Origin of the sequence: Arenibacter flavimaris (assembly GCF_030291335.1) — a bacterium.
Lineage (GTDB): Bacteria > Bacteroidota > Bacteroidia > Flavobacteriales > Flavobacteriaceae > Arenibacter.
On record NZ_JASWIM010000010.1, the window covers coordinates 23,114 to 42,333 of the forward strand.

Annotated in this window: 13 protein-coding genes; 11 read left to right on the plus strand and 2 right to left on the minus strand. The window is 36.9% G+C overall.

Translation table 11 applies throughout. The annotated features are described in order from the left end of the window. Positions 1-61 precede the first annotated feature (61 nt). Positions 62-1,240, minus strand: a complete 1,179-nt coding sequence (locus tag QSE00_RS09945; RefSeq protein WP_286105825.1) for a site-specific integrase — start codon at positions 1,238-1,240, stop codon at positions 62-64. 580 nt (positions 1,241-1,820) lie between these two features. Between QSE00_RS09945 and QSE00_RS09950 the strand changes: the two genes are divergently transcribed. Both QSE00_RS09950 and QSE00_RS09955 read left to right on the plus strand, forming a co-directional pair. After that, entirely contained in the window at positions 1,821-2,378 is a 558-nt protein-coding gene (locus QSE00_RS09950; protein WP_286105826.1) for a hypothetical protein, read from the plus strand. A 447-nt stretch (positions 2,379-2,825) separates the two neighbouring features. Further along, complete coding sequence (locus tag QSE00_RS09955) at positions 2,826-4,820, plus strand: YjhG/YagF family D-xylonate dehydratase (RefSeq protein ID WP_286105827.1); 1,995 nt, start codon at positions 2,826-2,828, stop codon at positions 4,818-4,820. Between the two features lie 651 nt (positions 4,821-5,471). On the opposite strand, the gene QSE00_RS09960 is transcribed toward QSE00_RS09955, so the two are convergent. Next, positions 5,472-7,592, minus strand: coding sequence for a thrombospondin type 3 repeat-containing protein (locus QSE00_RS09960; protein WP_286105828.1), 2,121 nt, complete (start codon positions 7,590-7,592; stop codon positions 5,472-5,474). A 342-nt stretch (positions 7,593-7,934) separates the two neighbouring features. Here QSE00_RS09960 and QSE00_RS09965 point away from each other — a divergent pair, with 342 nt between their 5' ends. The 9 genes from QSE00_RS09965 to QSE00_RS10005 all read left to right on the plus strand — a co-directional run bounded on the left by QSE00_RS09965 (position 7,935) and on the right by QSE00_RS10005 (position 18,346). After that, positions 7,935-8,249, plus strand: a complete 315-nt coding sequence (locus QSE00_RS09965) for a hypothetical protein (protein WP_286105829.1) — start codon at positions 7,935-7,937, stop codon at positions 8,247-8,249. Between the two features lie 214 nt (positions 8,250-8,463). Beyond that, positions 8,464-9,006, plus strand: a complete 543-nt coding sequence (locus tag QSE00_RS09970) for a DUF2867 domain-containing protein (RefSeq protein WP_110357196.1) — start codon at positions 8,464-8,466, stop codon at positions 9,004-9,006. A 173-nt stretch (positions 9,007-9,179) separates the two neighbouring features. Then, positions 9,180-9,482: a DUF1330 domain-containing protein gene (locus QSE00_RS09975; protein WP_110357197.1), complete on the plus strand. Its 303-nt coding sequence runs from the start codon at positions 9,180-9,182 to the stop codon at positions 9,480-9,482. Between the two features lie 792 nt (positions 9,483-10,274). Further along, positions 10,275-11,489, plus strand: coding sequence for a sensor histidine kinase (locus QSE00_RS09980; protein ID WP_286105830.1), 1,215 nt, complete (start codon positions 10,275-10,277; stop codon positions 11,487-11,489). Positions 11,490-12,095: 606 nt separating this feature from the next. Continuing rightward, complete coding sequence (locus QSE00_RS09985; protein WP_286105831.1) at positions 12,096-13,139, plus strand: serine hydrolase domain-containing protein; 1,044 nt, start codon at positions 12,096-12,098, stop codon at positions 13,137-13,139. Between the two features lie 57 nt (positions 13,140-13,196). Then, entirely contained in the window at positions 13,197-14,237 is a 1,041-nt protein-coding gene (locus QSE00_RS09990; RefSeq protein ID WP_110357200.1) for a serine hydrolase domain-containing protein, read from the plus strand. Positions 14,238-14,331: 94 nt separating this feature from the next. Further along, complete coding sequence (locus QSE00_RS09995) at positions 14,332-15,762, plus strand: M43 family zinc metalloprotease (RefSeq protein ID WP_286105832.1); 1,431 nt, start codon at positions 14,332-14,334, stop codon at positions 15,760-15,762. A 192-nt stretch (positions 15,763-15,954) separates the two neighbouring features. Continuing rightward, a complete protein-coding gene (locus tag QSE00_RS10000) occupies positions 15,955-17,220 on the plus strand; it encodes an alpha/beta hydrolase (protein ID WP_286105833.1) in 1,266 nt (421 codons plus the stop codon). A 334-nt stretch (positions 17,221-17,554) separates the two neighbouring features. Continuing rightward, positions 17,555-18,346 (plus strand): polysaccharide deacetylase family protein, encoded by a 792-nt coding sequence (locus QSE00_RS10005; protein ID WP_286105834.1) that lies wholly within the window; start codon positions 17,555-17,557, stop codon positions 18,344-18,346. The last annotated feature ends 874 nt before the right edge of the window (positions 18,347-19,220 follow it).

Below are 19,220 nucleotides of genomic sequence, written 5' to 3' on the forward strand. Positions count from 1 at the left end.
AGTTTACGAAGTCTTTAATATATCCGTAAGAAGATAATGTTGGTGGCAGTTAATGGTCAGTTTAAAGTACGTGCATGAAATTTGACTGGTAATTGACGGTGGTTGTAATAGAAGAATGCCTATATAATTTCTGAAGCATTTGAATTGGGATTTTATCCCCTGAAATATTACCGAAGCTGTGCCGTGCAATATGCATACTAAGTCTCTTTTCGATTCCTAGTTTTTCCGCCACAATTACTAATCGTCTGTTTAAACTCCTGGTAATTGTCTTAACCCTTGTTGAAACTTGTTTTTCGTCTTTTAGATTAATCCCCTTCAAATAAGGAAAAACCAAATCATTTTTAAATTCTTTTACTGAAATGTACGGGTATAATATTCTCTTTGCCTTATCAGGTACAGCGAGAGAAACAAGTTTTTGGTTTTTACCCATTCGATAATAAAGTCTATCATCTTTAAAATCGGAACATTTTAATTTTAAGATATCTCCTACCCTTATACCAGCAAAATAGAAACTGGTCAGCCAGGTAGTTACGGCATTTTGTTGAGCCTGCGTTAGTTCATTGGCCATTTCCAATAATTGGACCTCATTTACATTCAATCCTATTTTTTCAGTTTCGGGAAACTTGATTTGGATCTTGCCCCTGCCAAATGGGTAGTTTCTATCATCAACGTGGTACTCTTTACGTGCAAAATTATAAATAGTTCGAATTAGCATTAGATAGTTAATAACTGTTCTTGGAGAAACCTTTCTTTCATAAAGTAGAAATGTTTCAAACCCCCTTAATAAATTGACATCGATGTCAATAAAAGATAACTCCTTACATCCTAAAAAGTTTTTGAATATATTCAATCTTTTTTCTTGATTATAATGTTGAGCGAATTTTTTCCGTTTTAAAAGATTTTCCAGAAAGATTTGGCTCACCTTGAAAAAATCAAATTTGTCCTCGCCCAGAATCTTTTTTGCCAAAGTGGAAACCGACTGATTTTCTGGACTTGCCTCCATTTCCAAAGCCATATTATGAGCTTCCGAAACCTTTTTTAAGAGCATGTTATTAAGTCGTGAGGAATTGAGATAACTCTTTTTTGCCAACCCTTTAGTTTCATCCCAATCCTTTTCTAGGATATACTCACCTGTAAACAAAAATTTTGACTTCCTGTTTTGGGTCAATCGCAAAGCAATTGGAAATGTTCCGTCTTTCTTCCGATAATTCTTACGCAATACTATCTTTACGGTGGCCATAATAAATTGTTATAACATAAAGATATAAAATCTATGTACAACATATGTACAACATTTTGCGGTTTTATATGGATTTTTATGGTTTTTTCTATTAATTTAAATTTCAAAATTATGATATAAATAATTGATTATCAGGTGATTTGAGACCATATCAATACAATTTCGTTAGAATTCATAACCCGGAGGTCACGAGTTCAACTCTCGTTCTCGCTACAAAACTTAAGTTTATAAAAATCAACGGATTGGTTACTGCCAATCCGTTTTTTTATGCCTTCTATTTCCGTACTTTTGTCTACCGTAAACGAAAACGTAAACGTTTTTAGAATGAAATTGAGCTATTCCAGAAATAAGATATGGTTTAAATATAGAAATATTTAACACCTATCCAAACTGGAATTCTAAATATAATTCTCTTTCCATTATTCTTGGATATAGTATCTTTTAAAAACAATAACTTTAATGAAGTTTTAGAAAACTAAGCAGTTCCAATTAGGGGAAGCTAACAAAAATGCATAACCATCGAAGGGAATGGCTATGACATCTTATACAGAAAACCTTGTGCACAATAATGACGAATCGTATGAAATTAATATCAACTGTTATTCTGATTGCTACAGCGTTAAGTGTTTATGGACAAAACAAAGTATTTGACAATTGGACTGAAAAAGAAAAAAAGCAGTATCAGATACTGACTGAATTAGCAAAATATGTAAACGGAAAGGATAGTACTGAACTATCTAAGAAAATCCTATTTGACAAATACGTTGAATTAAACTACGTACTAAAAGACACATCAGAAATACGTAAGAAGGAACGGTTAAAGGCTTTTGATGGATTATTCTACTATTTCCGTAAAACGGTGGATAGCATCGGATTAAAAAATTTGGATGCCAAACCAGTTCGATTTTATAAAAACCACAAGATTTATGAGCCATTTGATAAGGACGTGGCAATGGAGAGCATTAGTGGCAAAAAAATGTACACTCAGGATTCCAATGTTTTTGCTTATTATCAAAAGAAAGAACCTGAAGAGCCATTAGGAACATTGCTATTTGATTCAGAAACTGACAAATTGGTTGCTTGGATTATGCTAAAGCAAGGCAGATACAAATATTTTCTAACCTTCAATCTATTTTAATTACTGTGCACATCATAACCTATGAAGTAATGCGGGCAAAGGTTTTGAATCGAATCGTTTGCGTATTTTTATGTGACCGCAAAATTTTTGTGATTTCTATTTTTTGGAAAGGAATTCGTAATAACGCTGTGCTAATTTGGGAATTGAAGAATAATTACAAAACAAAAAGCTTTGGCTAAGGGCTTAAACGGAAAGGTCAGTGCTTGTCCACTACCCCACTTGCCTTAACCGGGTCGTTGTGGTGCATTCGGCACATTAAATAATTCTTGACAGATGTTTGCCCTCCTCCTTTGCTTCTTTTCCCCCTGTTGCTTAAGCCATTCCCCATTTTTAGTGTAGGTAAATGTGAAGCAGTTTAAAATGATAAAGACGTATCCTTTAGAAAAATGTTTTCCTTTGTAACAGATAGATTAACTTGATACCTTAGTATCGTGATTTTAAAGAAATATGAACAATAACGATAAAGAGCACTTCCAAGAGAACAGTCCCTTTTATTTCCCATTGGAAGTTACCCCAAGAAAAGGGCTACTACCTATATCACGGGAAGACTATGAAGACAAGCCGAGTGGTGACATCTTTGGTAAAATACAGGATGCCGGGATGAAGTGGAACCCTGAAGATGTAAATCAATCAGAATTCCTTATAATGAGTACTGCTGGAGGATTAAAGAACGGTGAAGAGACACTGGCACTGGGCATGCACTCAGGACATTTCGAATTGGGAGATGCCGCAAAGGTTGCTGCAAGTACTTTCAAAAACCTGTTTGCCAAACCCTATTATGTATCGGTATCAGATCCTTGTGACGGACGTACCCAAGGCACTACAGGTATGATGAATTCATTGGCCTATCGCAATCATGCCGCCACAGTTTTAGGAGATTTAAGACGCTCTTTGCCCAATCGCAAAGGCGTAATGGGCATCGCTACTTGTGACAAAGGCCTACCTGCGATGATGATGGCATTGGCCAATGAATCCAATCTTCCAACGATTATTATGCCCGGTGGGGTAACATTGATTGCCAAAGGAATCAAAGACTTGGGTTCGGTACAGTCTTTACCATCGCTTGTTTCCCACAAAGAAATATCCTTGCAAGAGGCACAATCCCATGGATGTGCTTCTTGTGGGACACCAGGGGGAGGTTGTCATTTTTTGGGAACAGCAGCCACCTCCCAAGTCGTAGCAGAAGCATTGGGAATGGCATTGCCACATTCGGCACTGGCCCCCTCTGGTGGTAAGATTTGGTATGCCCTTGCCAAAGATTCAGCAATTGCTCTGGTAAATCTGGCAAAAAACAATATAAATACCAGTCAGATCCTTACTCAGGATGCCGTTTACAATGCTATGGTAGTACATGCAGCTTTTGGCGGATCTACTAACCTCTTACTGCATATCCCTGCTATAGCCCATGCAGCGGGACTACAGATGCCTACTCGAGAAGAATGGGAGGATATTAACCGAAAAACGCCACGATTGGTCAATGTGCTTCCAGCAGGGAAGTACTCCACAGCACACGTTTATGCTGCCGGAGGAGTACCAGAGGTAATGATACATTTGCGAAAATTAGGGCTACTCAAAGAAGACTGCCTCACCGTTACAGGAAAAACCTTGGGCGAGAATTTGGATGTCTGGGAACAGGGCGGCAAAATGTTCTCTTGGGAAGCAGAGAATAAAAGAGATAGGCGTCAACAAGTACGATTTAACCTCCAATCATTTAATCCCGATGCACATCCTGATAAAGTGATACTATCCCCTGAAGCGGCGAAGAAGGCCAAGATGAAAAGCACCTTGACTTTCCCCTCCGGAAACTTGGCACCAGAAGGAGCGCTGATCAAAAGCGGTGCAATTGCTCCTGAGATGATCGATGGCAACGGCATATACTACAAAAAAGGAGTTGCTAAAGTATTTGTCTCTGAAGCAAACGCCATTAAGGCAATTAATCATGGAGAGGTAAAACCAGGTCATATTGTAATATTGATTGGGACAGGGCCAAGTGGCACAGGAATGGAAGAAACCTTCCAAATCACAGGTGCTCTTAAACAATTATCCTTTGGAAAAGAGATAGCCCTGATTACCGACGGACGTTTTTCTGGCGTTTCCACAGGTGCATGTATAGGACATGTTGGTCCAGAGGCTCTGGTAGGAGGACCTATCAGTAAGGTTCAAGATGGAGATGTCATTGAGATCAAAATTGATTGTGATAATCTAAGTGGTAGTATAAACCTAATAGCCTCGCACAGCGATCCCGATGCCGAACTAAGTGAAGCCGACATAGCACAATTGTTTTCAAGCAGATCACCACATCCAGAACTTCGGCCACATCCAGAATTGCCCGATGATATTAAAATTTGGGCAGCAACGCAGAGCGGTATATGGGAAGGATGCGTACAGGATGCCGATCGGATTTTGAAGATTGTGAAAGCAGGAATGGATGTTTTGAAATAAGAAAAAGTACAACACAATACGTATGGACGCATATCTGCCCCTATCCTGTAGGGATGGCGACATATGGTAATCGTTTTGTTATAAAAGATAAAAAGGGTTGTAATATTATTTGGAAATGTTTTATTTCCAAATAAGCTGGAAAGACATGTACATAGAGGGTTTCAAAAATCCATTTAGGAATCCATAACTTAGAGGTCACGAGTTCAACCCTCGTTCTAACTACATTATATAAATCACCCAAAACAGGCCTTCAGCCCTTTTGAGGATAATAGTTTTTAAAATACTAGCCGTGTAGGTAAAAAATAATTGAGACTTGATATTATTTTCTTGTGCGGTTTTCACTTAATTGACCTTACTAAACCAGTCTTCACTTCAAGTCCACGTGGCTAATGCGTACAAGCGGACTACGTTGCAGCACATTAGCTCTTCATGAAAACGAGAACTAAAACGTACACATTACCCACGCCCCATCGGCCATGGAATTCTATTGGGGTTGGATAATATGGAACCCTGACCGACAAGAGGTACAACACCTAAAAGTATTTGGACATGTATACCATTTAGACGTTCGTAAAATAAATCTTCCCAATATAGGAGGAACAATATTTTTTGTTTGAATTCCCTTTGGGAATTATCCAATATAATGTTCTGTTATTGGTTCTTTACCAAACGTACGCTATCAGCAAAAGTTCCAGGTGGATTTGTAAACCTGAAGCTAGACGGACTTGCAGCTTCAATTTTTCTTCTAAAGGGGTTTCCTTCCCCAGTATCAGTGTCTGCCCATAAATATGCTTTAATGTCTATTGAACTGTATACGCCGTTCGATCTGTATCCAGACATTGGGATATTCAATCCAGAGGATCCGCCCACTTTCATTTTTGTGCCTTGGTCCGTTCCTCTTGTTGTGTCTTCTCCATTAATATTTAAATCGCTTGCAGGCATTCCTAGTTCAGTTTCCAATATTTTCCATTCAGCATCCGTTGGCAAGTGCCAGCCTGTTGGAATTGCAGCTTGTACAGTAGCCCATTCGTACAATCGGCCATAGTTTGCATCGTTGGATATATCATCATCGTAACTATATGATCCTGAAGAATTGTAGACTAAATTCTCCGTCATCCAAACCTGAGATCCAATTTTAATTGTTCCATATGTATGACCATCCCTAGTGTCCGTAAATGATCCAGTGAACAATGTCACAAAACTTCTCACTTCACTTGAAGTCACGTGAGTAGTTGATTTTGCATCTACGCGAAAATGGTAGGTTGTTCCCAATTCAAGTTCGATTGAAGTGAAGGATAGAGCGGTTTGATTAGGACTGACCAAGTCTAAGTTTGCTGAATTCGTTCCTAAATACACATCATAAGTAATGGCATCACCTTCGGCATCAGTGGAAGCCATCCAACTAATTGTAATAGGTGTATTCACATTTGTCGCGTTAGGCGCTGGTGCCTGATCAAAGATCACTATTGAAGGAGCTGAGTCTGTCTGGGAGGCAGAACAGCCGTTGGAATTTACAGTTTCTCCTGATTGTGTCCCTGGACATAAATCAATAGCATCCGTAACCCCATCACCATCAGAGTCCTTTTGACTACCTGAGCATCCTTGAGCATCTACAGCTTCTCCTGTTGGTGTATTTGGACACTGATCCAACTCATCATTAACTGTATCCCCGTCTGAATCAGTTTGAGTAGAGGAGCATCCAATAGAGCTCACTTCTTCTCCTGAAGGGGTATTTTCACATTGGTCTAGATTATCCGTTACTCCGTCTCCGTCCGTGTCCTTTTGACTAGCTGAGCATCCTTGCGCATCTGCTGTTTCTCCTGTTGGGGTATCGGGACACTGATCCAATCCATCATTAACTGTATCCCCGTCTGAATCAGTTTGGGTAGAAGAGCATCCAATCGAGCTCACTTCTTCTCCGGAAGGGGTATTTTGACATTGGTCTAGATTATCTGTTACTCCATCTCCATCCGTGTCCTTTTGACTATCAGAACAACCTTCACTATCAACCGTTTCTTCCGATGGCGTGTCTGGACATTGATCCAATCCATCAGCAACAGAATCTCCATCAGAATCAGTCTGAGACGAAGTACAACCATTACTATTAACGGGTTCTCCCAGGGGAGTTCCTGGACACAAATCCAAATCGTTCAGAATACCATCTCCATCCATATCTTGCTGATTTTCTGCACAACCCTTATCATCAACTGTCAACCCTTGACCAGTGTCCGGACATTCATCTAAATTATCGGTAATACCATCAAGGTCAGTATCTCTCTGGCTAATGGAACAACCTGTTTCATCTACTGTTTCACCCTCTGGGGTATCGGCACATTGGTCTACATCATCAAATACAGAATCTCCATCAGAATCTACTTGACTTTCCGAACAGCCATCCATATTTACAGTTTCCCCGGTAGTGGTTTCAGGACACTTGTCAACATCGTTCGGAACCCCATCACCATCCGTATCCTCTTTTTCAAAAACGGCGATAACCTCTGTGTCCGATTGTATTGTAAATGAATAGGGATTATCTGTCCCTGTAATATCGCCACTCCAATTCTTAAAATAGAATCCATTGGAAGGAGTTGCTGATATGGTCACCTTTTCTCCTGATTCAAATGTACCTTGGTTAGGGCTAATACTTCCTCCATCTATAGGAGATACATCACCTGTAAATTCATAAATGGTAATTTTTTCTTTGGAGCATGAACCAATTACGAACAGGAAAAGTGGGATTATGATAATTAAGGAATAAAATATTTTTTTCATTGTACATTTTGTTAGGCATGTTATTTAACTGCAATTCAATAAAAAAATATTCTATTGGGGGAACGAATTATAAAGATTAAAATTTACTTTAAAATTGTAAATCAAAAAATTAAAATCGATGTAATAACAATATTAAGGTATGAACGATTATTCTTGAAACCTTTTTAACTAATTATATGGATTCGGATTGTCATTATGTACTACGTACTTTATATTAAAAATTAATTATATTTATTCTTACATACTGTGTTACAATGGAAAGTATTCAAGTCCTGTCCCCAATTATAGCCAAACCGCTGCGCTTGAATAGGGAAAAACAACGTTGAGAAATAAAAGTGAAAGGTGGCAAACAAATTTATTTTTTGGAAAGGATACTCTAAGGAAAGTAGGTATGAAGCCCTTGATAAAATTAATCAGATTATAAATAGGTCGGGAGATGTTGTAGACGTAAAGCAGTTTTCTGATATTTCAATGTCTTTAAGAATTGAAGTTGAAGAGCAAAAAATAGAAAAACTTTATTTGGACTTAAAAAATTATATAGAGCTGGATGATTTTGATATTTTGGAATCAAGTACAAATAGTGAAAGAACAATATTTTTAAACATTTCCTTTTCACTGGGTAAAGGAAATATAGAAGTTGCCGTTCCCTATGTATAACCGTTAAATTTTAAATGATTAGGAATACGAAACTATGTTTAACAACCTTCCCTATGAAAAGCACCGGTCCTACCGGATTTTTATGGACCTGGACGTTAGCTCATATCCATACCTTTAATCCCAATTGAAAATTCTGAGTAGTAAGGGATTCTATTTTACCATTGCAGGCAGGGCCATTATTGATCAATAGACCATAGAATTATGGAAATAAAAAATGAAAATAATTGAAACGACACTTCCGAACCATTCGTTGCTGAATTCTTCTGGCAACACATACGACTATGTGGATAGTTTTCAAGCTAGCCTGTATGACCACGGAAATAAATTTACATCTACGGATATAGGCAGGGCATTTTTTTCAAGTGGACCAAAATGGGTAGAAAGGCTATTTGCCCTTAGAAATAAAATGGTATCCATTTTCGGGCTTAAAACCTCTGGTGATATAACCAAGAGGGAAAGGCAGCTCCAAAACTTTAAATGTGAACCAGGAGAACAAATGGGACTTTTTAAAGTGTTCGCCAAAACCGAAAACGAAGTCATTTTAGGGGAAGATGATAAACATCTGAATTTTAGGGTCTCACTATTTTTGGCACCTCATGCATCTGGAACCAAAAATAAGGACATCACCCTTACCACAACCGTAGAATTTAATAATTGGTTTGGTAAATTATACTTTCTTCCTGTTCGACCTTTCCACAAGCTAATTGTTCCAACCATGTTGAAAGGAATAATCAATAAATTGGAAATAAAGAAGTAAAAACTAAATGATAAATAAAAACGGACCATTAATAACCCTAGTAATAACTAGCAATTGTTGTATTTTTTTTTTAAAGTGCCTAATCCTTGGTTGTGAAATTTATTGTAATTTAAAATACGCTACTAGTTGTTCTATCACTCTACCTAACTTATACTGTAAAAGTCCCTTTTAATATGATTTACATAACCCAGCTTATATACCTTAATGAAGGGCAGGAGGACGTTTTTCATCAGTTTGAGGATCTTGCTATTCCCACCATTTTAAAATACAATGGTAGACTTACCTTAAGGATTAGACCCACAGAGGATTCCGTAATTGAAAAAAATACGGAGACCCCCTATGAAATTCACTTGGTGGAGTTTAATTCCCAGGAAGACTTTGATAATTTCAAAGAAGACGAAGAACGTAAGAAGTTCTTGCATTTAAAGGAAAAGTCGATCAAATCTTCCATCTTAATCCAGGGAACCAAGTTATAGCAGTATTAAACCTGAGATTAATTCAGTATTCCATAAAGATCCTAAGTCATTTATATAATTTTTGGTACTCCTAAAGGTAGTATTACATTTTTCCTACGGTCCCTAGAATAATTTTGGTTGATTAATTCTAATGGAAAACATTTAAGAAGGTGTTCTCAGGCTGGTATAACTACTTTGCCAAATGATAAATGTAGCCTCTTCATCGACCCATTTAGAAATTACTGCCCTTTAATTTATTAGTCAAAACTCAATTTTGAAAAGTCAGTAAGACGCACTTAAAATTGAAAGTTGAACTAATCCCGCCTTTTTATGCGGGATCTAGGTTCAATACCTCGACCCTAGGGTCGATTCCTATTAATGGGTTCAGGGCCTGCCTTTGTCGGCAGACAGGCCTGCCCTGAGGTTTAATACCTTTTATTGATTGCCTATTAGCTCCAATCCAAGAACTGTCCACCACCTTGATAATCAGTGTTCTATGTGACCTGGATATATATAAGCACATTTAAGTTGCCAAACAAATATTAAAAAAACAGATTATTAACATTTTTTTTTAACCTTTATAAAATATAAAGAATAAAAATGACCTTAGACTACCCCTCGATATTGTTTTTTTTAGCTCTGAATAATTTATTTATTATTTCCCTCTTCATTTATCAATATTTCTATCATCACAAACAATGGTATTTTTTGCTAGTGGCACTGGGTATAACGTTTCAAACGATTGCCATTATTCTACACGGAAATAGTGATTTTTTACCACCAATCCTTGCTTTGCGCATTAATAATTTATTAATGATTGCCTGTTTTACCTTTACTTCGTTTGGTCTTATCTCTTTTGATGGTAAGAAGCGAAAAAAACTGTTACGGATTTTTGTTGTTTTTGCATTTCTATTTTATGCCGCCATTGTAATCGCTGAAAAAAACAATACCATTATGAATGTTATACGGATAATTTCCTGCTCATTTTTCTATGCGATAGGTGCTTATTATCTATTTTTCAATAAAAATAAATACAAGTTTTCCATTCTTTTAAGCGGGGTGCTTCTTTTATATTCCATATTCCAGCTCTTTCGCGCTTATAATATATACCAAATTGGCGATTCATATGTTTTCCTCAAAAGCTCTACCTTCAATAATTGGTTCCTTATAATTTCCATCCTTGTAATTAGTGCCATCAGTATTGGTTACATTATGCTTTTAAAGGAAGTAGATCAAAAAACAATACTTGAAAAAAATAAAATCATTGAACAGGATAAGCTTAAGCTTGAAGCGTTGAACCAAACCCAAAATAAACTTTTTTCAATTATAGCACACGATTTAAGAAGTCCGTTCAACAACATTTTATGCCTTTCCGAACTGCTCTCTGAAAAGGTTGCTACCACCGAAAATTCGGAATCTGAAGAGTTTGTTGATCTAATAAATACAACTGCCAAAAATACCCTGAGTCTACTTGACAATTTATTAAATTGGGCAAAATCACAAACCGGAGAACTTGGTTTCAGCCCAGAAAAAATTAACCTGTCCAAAGTAATACTGCATATTATTGAACTTAAACTGTCCCAGGCTAAGGCCAAGAACATTTCTTTGCATTTTTCCGCCACAGACGAAATTGAAATAAGTACTGATGAAAATATATTAAGAACTGTTTTACGGAACTTAATTTCGAACGCCATAAAATTCACAAATCCTGAAGGACATATAAATGTTGTAGTCAATAAAAATCATGACCATGTAGAAATTTCCATTGTGGACAATGGAGTGGGAATGGACGACACTACAATCCATAAAATCTTCGATCTATCCACCAGTGTCACCCTACCAGGTACTGCAAACGAAAATGGTTCCGGTTTAGGTTTGGTTCTATGCAGGGAATTTGTGGAACTACTGGATGGACATCTTTGGGTGGAAAGTGAAGTAGGAAAAGGGAGTAATTTTAAATTTACCCTGCCCTTTCATATTCCAGAACCGGAATTATTGAATCCGGTTTATAGCAAGGTGATAGTATAACTGTAGAGATCTTACGGGCACCGTGGTTTACATTCCGGCGCAGAGGAATACACTGCTTACTATTAATCCATACGGATGGAGTTCCTACCTAAACCAAGCGACCCAGGGTAGCATACTTGGATAAATTGATCAAATAAGGGTGTGCAACTTAGCCCCTATTTTACTTTCGGTGCTAGTACCCTATAGAAAATCCCCAATCCAATTCCCTTCACTTATCACTATTTTCGGCCATTTATTTTAAATTATATACACCGTAGTCCCAAATAGGAAATCCTGCGTCTTCATAAGAAATGGTGTGTTACAACGGATAATTCTGTATTTCATCGATGTGGCAAGTACCGAAATCAATATTTGCTACCTTAGAAGTAAAGAATCCAATACTTGACCGTAATACTCTTCTCTTGGCTCCAGTGAAATCTTTATTGGATCTATGGGCAAAATCGTCTGGTTGGATTATAGGTCGTTAAAACAGTTATATTGTGACTTGTGCTTTTATTGTATGCTGGCCCTCATGGTTGACAATTAAAAATCCTAGGAAAACATTATATGGGTAATACTGCCATTTATTTTAAAACTAAATTCATTAAGAACGCTCCATTCATTTTTATGATGCTATTTTGGGCAACAGCTTCTATACACTCACAATCGACCTCTATTGACAATACCAAAACCGAAGCTGGAAAAATTGACAGTCTGATACAGCACAGTTATGAAAAAGGCATGTTCAATGGTGCTATATTGGTAAGTAGAGGGGATAAAATTATTTATAAAAATGCCCTAGGTTATGCAGACAAGGACAATAATCGAAAACTAAACATAGCTTCCGTTTTTTATTTGGCATCTGTGTCAAAACAATTTACAGCAATGGCGATTATGATTTTAAAAGAGCAAAAGAAGCTCTCTTATGATGATAAATTATCCAAGTATTTCCCTGAGTTTCCGGACTACGCCAATACTGTTACCCTAAAACATTTAATGACCCATACTTCGGGTATAGCGGACCACTATAGATTGGGTATTTATAGAAAGGGACTTAGGGATAAGGACGTATTGGAGGCCCTTGTAAAACAAAAGGAATTGGATTTTAAGCCTGGGGACGAATTCAGATATAGCAATGGGGGTTATGTGCTTTTATCACTAATAGTTACAAAAGTCTCGGGCATGCCCTTTCATAAGTTTATGGAAATAAATATTTTTAGGCCCTTGGGCATGAACAATACTTTGGTGTATGACGAATCTGCACCAGCTATTGAAAACAGAGCTGTTGGGTATAACCAAGCGGGGCAGTTGGATGATTATGAAATTTTCACAACGGGTGCTGGTGGTATGTTTTCCACGCTTGATGATCTACATCTTTGGGATCGGGCACTGTACACGGAACAGTTGATTTCGCATGCTGCCCTTGAAGAAGCATTTACCCCCGCAACCCTAAATAATGGGGAATTGACCAAGTACGGTTACGGTTGGGGAGTTTCTGAAGGAGATGGTCAAAAGGTAGTACAGCATACAGGGGGACTTGCAGGCTATAGAACCTTTATAAAACGAAATCTATATAATAAAAGTTGTTATATTATACTTACCAATCACGGTGATACATCCAATACTACGGCCATTAAAACAGCCTTGGATGAAATTTTGGAAGGAAAATGACGATAATTTTAAGATTTCCTATTTTAGCTTTAGGGCCCCATAACCAGAAAAAATAAAATGTCTAAAAAGTACACCAAACGTATCCTTAAAATTATATTTATTTTAGCAAGTATAGGCTCCTTGTATTTCGTACCATGGATTTTGGTAAAGGCGTGGATCTTGCCGTTGCCCGATACGGTGCAAGAACAAGTAAATGAAGCCATTGAACATGGTTTTGACGGTATGATAGTATATGTGGATCAAGCTGGGGAAGCAGCGGGGTTTTACGCCGGAGGCTGGCATGACCGTAAAAATAAAATACCTGCCTACCCCCAGGCCTTATTCAAGATTGCCAGCATTACCAAACTATATGTGGCCGTAGCTACCGCAAAATTGATCAAGGCCCAACGTTTGTCGTTGAACAAAACGCTTGCGGATTACTTTCCTGAACTTGTGGGTAGAATTGAAAATGCAGAAAAAATTACCTTGAAAATGATGCTACAGCACCGTAGCGGTATCCCCAATTTTGTAGATCACCCCAATTATTGGATAAACCCTCCAAAAAATAAACAAGAAACACTTGATTATGCCTTGGATTTACCGGCCGACTTTGCACCGGGGGAGGATTACGGCTATTCAAACACCAATTATATGCTAATTTCCGATCTCATTGATAAAGTGTTGGGCTATGGCCATCAACAATATATCAAGGAGGAAATTTTAACACCACTAGGACTAAAAAACACATTCGGCTCCCTAAATGAAGTGAATTTGGACGATGTTATGAGTGGCTATTATGTTGGCTATGAGGAAGATTTCAAGACTGACAATACGGGTTTGATGCTCGCCACTGCAGAAGATGTGGGTAAATTCTTGAGGGCCCTGAACGATGGATCCGTGTTTAACGAAGGGGAACAGGAAATATATTCCTCCATATACGTGTACGAGCATACAGGCCTGCTCGTGGGTTATCAGAGCATGGCGGAATATCATAAAGACTTGGATACAGTGGTTATTCAATTTAATAATACCACGGATTTTAATGGCTATGAATGGAATTTAGCGGAAATCATATATAGCAGAATTGTAAAAATTATAAGACGGGATAAAGACTCATAACAAAATATAAACCATTGCATTAAAGGCTTTCCGAAAAGAAGGTGGTAGCTACATTCCATATCTGTTCGTTGGCTTAAAACAAAAACCAGGAATTATGAAAAAGATATTTTACGTATTTCTATTATTGATCAATTTTAGTTGTAGTAGTACTGATGATAGTGAAATTGATGAACAGCAAGACCCCATTACAGTTGCTTCCCTTGAGATTTCATCCACATCCGGATCTATATTGGCAGATGGCAGTGACACAGTGACGTTTTCTGTAATAGCCCGTGATAAAAATCAAAATACCATTCAAAATTCCAATTTTGATATTTATATTGATGGGAATCTCCATGACTCCAGTACTTTTAGTACCAATACGGCTGGACAATATAAGGTGTATGCCAAAATGGATCTGGTTAAATCGAATACGATTACGATTACTGCAGAAGAAGTTCAAGTAAATTTAACCAGTATTAACTTAAATGCCAACACCTCTTTAATTATTGCCGATGGAAATTCCAAGGCAGAATTATCCGTTATCTTTTATGATGAAAATAACAGTCCTGTTGATAATGTTGATTATGAAATAGTTGATAATGATACTGTATTGGATAATCCCAATTTAGGATATACCACTACAGTAAGTGGAATTCACGATTTAAAAATACAGGCTAAGGGTATTGAATCGAATACCATACAATTAAACGCCAGGGTAAATGTTGATTATCCTACCATTTCCGTTCCCGTAATTTTTCATATAGTACATTTTGGAGAAAGCATTGGCTCAGGGACAAACCTATCACAAGGTCAAGTTACAGCGCTTTTGGACAAACTCAACAAAGGTTTTTCAAATCAATACAACTCTGAGAATCCGAATGCTGTGGATACCAAAATTGTTTTTCGACTTGCAAATTTGGATTCCAATGATGTTCAATTACCCGAACCTGGAATAAATAGAATTGACGGGAGTACATATGATGATGGGGTTCCTGCATTTCCTGATAGTTTTGATATTGCAAATGATAAAAAATTAGCTATTAATGAATATTGGAATTTGGGACTGGAAACCATATGGGATCCAAAAATGTATTTAAACCTATGGATAGGTCCGGACCAAGAAGCTAGGGGAAGTGCCTCATTACCCTGGATTTATGAATCCTATTCTCTTGACGGTTTGGTTAGTATTCCCGATAATTCCGAACTTGAACCTAATAATGATACTTTTCCGAGTTTTTGGTTGGATACCAACAATGCTTTAACCAGTACTGCCATAATACATGAAGTGGGACATTCCCTGGGGCTATTGCACGTATTCTCCAATGACAATTGTACTACGAGTGATTATTGTCAGGATACCTATTCATACATCTTCAATGAACCAAACCAACCTTGTTCCGATAATTTAGGTGGAAATATCAATGACAATTTTATGGATTATACGGGTATTTACAATACCTTTAGTTATGAGCAAAGGGAAAGAATACATCACGTCTTCGAATACGGCTTATGGCTCAATGAATTAAAAAACTCCAATAAATAATTTATACCGACAATGGTAAGTAGCAACCAGTCCTACATGGTTATTGTGTGGGGCGTTAGGCACAGGATCAATTTGCCAGGCTTGGCGGAAGGCAATACGGCCCTAGACCGATGGTTTGTATGTATACACTGACTTGTTGCTACAGCCGGAAGTTGGCTTACATTGTGAAAAACCGAGTAACCAATTAAAATCATGAAAAACCTTTTCCTATTTGTGTTTATTATTCTCGGTTTGATCAGTTGTAAACAGCAAGAAAAACCTATAGATATTGAAAACCAGAATAATCAAATAGTCATTGGACAATTGGACAGTATTTACTCCGAAATTTTGGACGAATCCCGTGAACTGTGGATACATATTCCAGAAAGTGCAAAAGATAGTTTGTCCTACAAAACTACATATCCAGTAATTTACTTGTTGGATGGTCCATCAAATTTTAATTCCGTAACTGGAATTATTGAGCATTTAAGCGGTAATATGATTGTTCCAGAAATGATTATTATTGGTATAGCCAATACAAATAGGTCTTTAGATTTGACACCTACAAAAGTAGATATTGATGTTATATCAGGAGATAGTATTCAATATCCATCAGGTGGTGGAAACAAATTTCTTGATTTCATTGAAAAAGAATTAATACCATATGTGGAAAAAACTTATCCTACCACTACCTATAAAACTTTTGTTGGTCATTCTTTTGGAGGTTTAAGTGTTATCAATGCCTTAGTAAATAGAAAAGAGCTTTTTAATAATTATGTTGCAATAGACCCCAGTTTATGGTGGGACAATCGTGCTTTTTTAAATATCGCAGATTCTATTTTATCGACAAATAAATTTGATAATAAAGCACTATACGTCGGTGTAGCAAATACAATGGAATCCGATATGGATATTGGCAAAGTTCAAAATGACAATATTCCCGACACCTATTTCACAGTTCATATAAAATCAATATTACAATTTGTTAATTCCCTCGACACTAAAAAAGATAATGGACTTTTATTTGAATGGAAATACTATGAAAATGACGACCATGGAAGTGTGCCATTTATTACCGAATATGACGCTTTCAGATTTCTTTTTTCCTGGTACAAATTGAATGGAGTAAATGATTTCTACTCGGAGAAGTCAACTTTGAATGCTAAAGAAATAATAAAAATAATCAGCTCCCACTATGCGAATATTTCAGATCGATTTGGTTATCAAGTAATTCCACCTGAAAAATATATTAACTCAATCGGCAAAGGATTTATGCACAATAATATGCCTGAAAAAGCATATAGCCTCTTGAATTTAAATATTAAAAACTATCCGAAAAGTGTTAATGTATTTGAATCTATGGGGGATTATTACTTATTTCAATCTGACACTTTAAATGCTATCAAAGAATTTAAAAATGGACTTAAAATTAGAGAAAAGGCAACACTAAGGGGAAAATTGGAGAGATTGGAGGATTGAACTCTGTAAAAAACAAGGAAGTGCCAACAAAGCGCTTAAACAATACGGCTTCGGGCTTTACGAAAGGTCTGTGTATATTTATAAAGTCGCTATATTGAAAATTACGCGATAGCGAAATATTCAGTTTTGGCTATGGACAACAAAAAACATAAAGCCAACCCGCCCGAACGTACGCGTTCGGTACGGGCGGGCAACAAAATTTAGCTACGTACCCAGTACATGTCAAAAAGCTTGGCAAGCGGAAACGGAAAGTTTCCTTGCCCTTGCATAGCCTGCCATTGTGCGCCATTCAGGCTTATAAAGTGATTTTATTTATTAATCAAAAAATATAATTATGAAAAGAATATTCAATTATCTAATGGTTATTATGCTGACCGTCCAATTTTCATATTCTCAAAATATATATAAGAACTTCAAATGGCCTGAAAAGAAAAAGGCCGCAGTCTGCTTAACATTTGATGATGGTCAAGATTCACATCTGGATAATGCCATACCCCTACTTGATTCCTATAATATGAAAGCAACTTTTTATTGTCCTGGGAATAAGGAGTCTTTACATAATCGCATCGCTGAATGGAAAAAGATCGTTGAAAATGGCCATGAGCTTGGCAATCATTCTTTATTTCATCCATGTGATGGTAGATTATTCGATTGGGTTACACCAGAATATGACTTAAACAATTATTCCAGGGAACAAATGCGCATGGAATTATATACTGCCAACACTCTCTTAAAGGCTGTTGATGGAAAATCGAATAGAACTTATGGTTATACCTGCTCAAATTTTAAAGTGCAGGGCGATTCAACCTACGTTGATATAGTGAAGGAACTATTTTCGGCCGCAAGAAGTGATGGCCCTATACCAAAAACCATGGAAAATATAGACATTAATTTTATGCCTAGTTGGTGTGTAGACAGTCATTCAGGCAAAGAACTTATCGATTATGTAAAAGAAGCAAGAAGTAATGGGACCATTGCCACTTTTATGTTTCATAGCGTGGGTGGTGGTTACTTAAACGTATCCAATGAAGCTTTACAGGAACTGTTGGCTTATCTTAAAGAAAATGAACAGGATTATTGGGTAGATACCTTTTTTAATGTTACTGAATATATATCAAATCAATAAGTCAATATTGAATAAATTAGTGGGTTGAGATTAAAGAACGTTGACGGAAATTGGAAAACACGCAATACGCAACATTGGCTAATTCTATGGTTATTAAGCCTGCCCACTTATTTGATTAAAATAAAATTTACCATATAGATGTTATCATACCTTTCAACCCCACTACACCTGACAATTGGATTTTTTCTCCTATCGGTTTTGTCGCTTTTTATTTTTGGTAAGGACCAAGCGGAGAGTTTGTGGAACATTGGAGGTCTTGTATTTGCTTGCTATCTCATCTTCAGCTCTATACTTATTCTGTTTGTTGATACGGGATGGGGTTATTTTTTGTCAATTCTGGGCTATTCTTTACTTTATCTCGTTTTTACCGGCATTTTAATTCAAATTATAATTCAGATAAAGCAGCTTCCAGGTTCCAATGAGTCTGCCATGATATTCCTGATTATAATATTTCATCCTCTTCTTCTGCTTTTTTTTAAATTAATCAAATGGTTGTTTTCAACGTTTGCGCAAAAATGAAGCTAAAAGACTAGAGACAGCAACCATATTATGATCTACAATTTTGAGTTCCACAGCTAAAGAAAAATACGCCCTAAAATTTCGCCATGTGCATGGTGTAAAGAAAACGCCTATTTATAGACTTTCCCGAAACGACCAATATTAAATGGCTATGGTACCGTTCAGTTCCCAGCTGATTGTGTTTTGGGATTCGTAACCACTATTCCGAAAAGCGGATCGTTTTACTTGCTTGGCCTACTTGCCGAACCGTTATGTACAACCTAAACCCAATGAGACATTATATTATTCGGTTTTCTCAATATTGTTTTTCAAATACAACCATATAACCTTTATAGATTATATTTCTGCTTTATAA

Coding starts and splice junctions, on each gene's coding strand:
- QSE00_RS09970 (WP_110357196.1), top strand. CDS start 8,464: ATGAAAATAATTGAAACGACACTTCCGAACCATTCGTTGCTGAATTCT.
- QSE00_RS09990 (WP_110357200.1), top strand. CDS start 13,197: ATGTCTAAAAAGTACACCAAACGTATCCTTAAAATTATATTTATTTTA.
- QSE00_RS09975 (WP_110357197.1), top strand. CDS start 9,180: ATGATTTACATAACCCAGCTTATATACCTTAATGAAGGGCAGGAGGAC.
- QSE00_RS09985 (WP_286105831.1), top strand. CDS start 12,096: ATGATGCTATTTTGGGCAACAGCTTCTATACACTCACAATCGACCTCT.
- QSE00_RS09980 (WP_286105830.1), top strand. CDS start 10,275: ATGATTGCCTGTTTTACCTTTACTTCGTTTGGTCTTATCTCTTTTGAT.
- QSE00_RS09945 (WP_286105825.1), bottom strand. CDS start 1,240: ATGGCCACCGTAAAGATAGTATTGCGTAAGAATTATCGGAAGAAAGAC.
- QSE00_RS09995 (WP_286105832.1), top strand. CDS start 14,332: ATGAAAAAGATATTTTACGTATTTCTATTATTGATCAATTTTAGTTGT.
- QSE00_RS10000 (WP_286105833.1), top strand. CDS start 15,955: ATGAAAAACCTTTTCCTATTTGTGTTTATTATTCTCGGTTTGATCAGT.
- QSE00_RS09950 (WP_286105826.1), top strand. CDS start 1,821: ATGAAATTAATATCAACTGTTATTCTGATTGCTACAGCGTTAAGTGTT.
- QSE00_RS09955 (WP_286105827.1), top strand. CDS start 2,826: ATGAACAATAACGATAAAGAGCACTTCCAAGAGAACAGTCCCTTTTAT.
- QSE00_RS10005 (WP_286105834.1), top strand. CDS start 17,555: ATGAAAAGAATATTCAATTATCTAATGGTTATTATGCTGACCGTCCAA.
- QSE00_RS09960 (WP_286105828.1), bottom strand. CDS start 7,592: ATGAAAAAAATATTTTATTCCTTAATTATCATAATCCCACTTTTCCTG.